At 76.9% G+C, this 2,152-nt stretch carries 3 protein-coding genes; all 3 read right to left on the bottom strand.

The window, feature by feature from the left end; genetic code table 11:
* Positions 1-53: 53 nt before the first annotated feature.
* Entirely contained in the window at positions 54-887 is an 834-nt protein-coding gene (locus tag ACFU7Z_RS38940) for an MBL fold metallo-hydrolase (RefSeq protein ID WP_380782884.1), read from the bottom strand.
* Positions 884-1,057 carry a hypothetical protein gene (locus tag ACFU7Z_RS38935; RefSeq protein WP_158077682.1) on the bottom strand — a complete coding sequence of 58 codons (174 nt, stop codon included), beginning with the start codon at positions 1,055-1,057 and terminating at the stop codon, positions 884-886. Before ACFU7Z_RS38935 ends, ACFU7Z_RS38940 begins: the two co-directional genes overlap by 4 nt.
* Before the next feature lie 135 nt (positions 1,058-1,192).
* Positions 1,193-2,059 carry an NUDIX hydrolase gene (locus ACFU7Z_RS38930; RefSeq protein ID WP_380782882.1) on the bottom strand — a complete coding sequence of 289 codons (867 nt, stop codon included), beginning with the start codon at positions 2,057-2,059 and terminating at the stop codon, positions 1,193-1,195.
* Between the last annotated feature and the right edge of the window lie 93 nt (positions 2,060-2,152).

The following is a 2,152-nucleotide window of genomic DNA, read 5'->3' as shown; positions in this document are numbered from 1 at the left end:
CTTCCGCGTCCACCAGGCCCTACGCGTTCACCGGGCCCTACGCGTCCACCGGCTCAGTCGGCGCCCTGGATCAGCCCGTGCTCCTCCAGGTAGTCCAGCTGGGCCCGCACCGACAGCTCGGCGGCCAGCCAGAGCGCCCGGTCCACGTCGGCGTAGACCCGGGCCACCACCTCGGAGGCGCTCCGGCAGCCCGCCTCGACCGCGGTCTCCACCTGGGCGAGCCGCGACGCCCGGTGGGCCAGGTAGTAGTCGACGGCGCCGAGCGCGTCCGCGAGCACCGGGCCGTGGCCCGGCAGCACGGTCCGCACGCCGTGCCGGGAGGCCATGGTGTGCAGGTGGCGCAGCGAGTCCAGGTAGTCGCCGAGCCGGCCGTCGGGGTGCGCGACCATCGTGGTGCCGCGGCCGAGCACGGTGTCGCCGGTGAGCACCGCGCCGTCGGCCGGCAGGTGGAAGGTCAGCGAGTCCGAGGTGTGCCCCGGGGTGGCCACCACCCGCAGGTCCAGGCCGCCGACGTCGAGGCGCTGGCCGCCGACCAGGCCCTCCGAGCCCAGCCGGTGCGCCGGGTCCAGGGCCCGTACCTCGCTCCCGGTCAGCTCGGCGAAGCGGGCCGCGCCCTCGGAGTGGTCGGCGTGGCCGTGGGTGAGCAGGGTCAGCGCGATCCGCTTGCCCCGTTCCTCCGCGAGGTCGACCACCCGGCGCAGGTGCCCCTCGTGCAGCGGGCCCGGGTCGATCACCACCGCGAGGTCCGAGCCCGGCTCGGAGAGCAGCCAGGTGTTGGTGCCGTCCAGCGTCATCGGCGACGGGTTCGGCGCCAGCACGCACAGCGCCCGAGGGGTGGCCTCGCCGCCGACGGCGGCGGCGGGGTCGCCCGGCAGGAGTCCGCTCACCGACCGCCTCCGACGTGCCGGTGCAGGGCCCGCAACGGCAGCGCCCGGACGAGGGCGCGCTGCGCCACCTCGACGAACGGGACCTGGCTGTCGCAGGCGAGGTCACGGGGGTTCAGGCGGCGGGCGGGCAGCTCGGGTGCCGTCCGGCGAGCCACGTCGTCGTGGGTCATCGGGCGTCGGTCCTTTCTCTGCGTCGGTACGGCAAGGTCGGGTCGTGCCGGTCGTGCGGGTCGTGCAGGTCGTGCAGGTCGTGCGGAGCGCGCCGGCCGTACGGCTCGTACGACCGGTCCCCGTCGGTGGAACGCTCAGGACCCCTCGGGGAACTCCCCGTCGATGGTCAGTTCCTCGTAGCCGGGCCAGCGGACCGTCAGCCGGTCGCCGCGGACCTCGGCCTGGCCCAGGACCGGCGCCAGCGGGCGGTCGGCGGCCGCGGCCAGGGCCTCGGCGGCGGTCCGTACCGACGACAGCTCGCGCAGCACCGTCACGGTCGGCGGCAGCATGCCGTAGCGGCCCTCCCGGTGGCCCCGCACCGCCTCGGCCGGGGTCAGCCAGGCGACCCGGTCGGCCTCGCCGACCTCCAGGGCCGCGCGCTGGCCGGCCGGCAGCGCGGCGACGAAGAACCAGGTGTCGTAGCGCCGTTCCTCGAACTCCGGGGTGATCCAGCGGGCCCAGCCGCCCAGCAGGTCGCTGCGCAGCACCAGCCCGTGGTCGCGGAGGAACTCGGCGAAGGACAGCTCGTGGGCCTCCAGCGCGGCCCGCTCGGCGGACCAGTCGCGCGGCGCGGCGACGCTGTCGGCGTCCGGGCCGGCCAGCAGCACGCCGGCCTCCTCGAAGGTCTCGCGGACGGCCGCGCAGACCACCGCCCGCGCCGTCCGGGCGTCCACCCCGAGCCGCCGGGCCCACTCCTCGGGCGACGGACCGGCCCAGCCCGGCTCGACCTCGGCGTCCCGCGGGTCCACCCCGCCGCCCGGGTAGGCGTACATCCCGGCCGCGAAGGCCATCGAGGTGCGCCTGCGCAGCAGGTAGGCCTCCGGCCCCTCGGTGGCGTCGCGCAGCAGCACGACGGTCGCGGCGGCCCTGGGCACCGGCGGGGTCACCGCGCCGGATTCGACCGCCCGGATCCGGGCGGGCCAGCCGGGCGGCATCGGCAGCGTCGTCGCTCGATGGTCCATGCCCGGATGCTAGGGCGTGCCCGACGATTCCCGCCAGGCTCACGAGTGGATCGGGCCCACCCGGGCACCGCGGAGGCGGGGGCGGACGAGCCC

Origin of the sequence: Kitasatospora sp. NPDC057518 (assembly GCF_042802075.1) — a bacterium.
Classification (GTDB): domain Bacteria; phylum Actinomycetota; class Actinomycetes; order Streptomycetales; family Streptomycetaceae; genus Kitasatospora.
Note: the sequence above shows the minus strand (reverse complement) of the source record. Positions and strands in the feature narration are given on the sequence as shown.

Excerpts from the sequence above, each read along its gene's own strand:
- ACFU7Z_RS38935 (WP_158077682.1), bottom strand. The coding sequence starts at position 1,057 with ATGACCCACGACGACGTGGCTCGCCGGACGGCACCCGAGCTGCCCGCC.
- ACFU7Z_RS38930 (WP_380782882.1), bottom strand. The coding sequence starts at position 2,059 with ATGGACCATCGAGCGACGACGCTGCCGATGCCGCCCGGCTGGCCCGCC.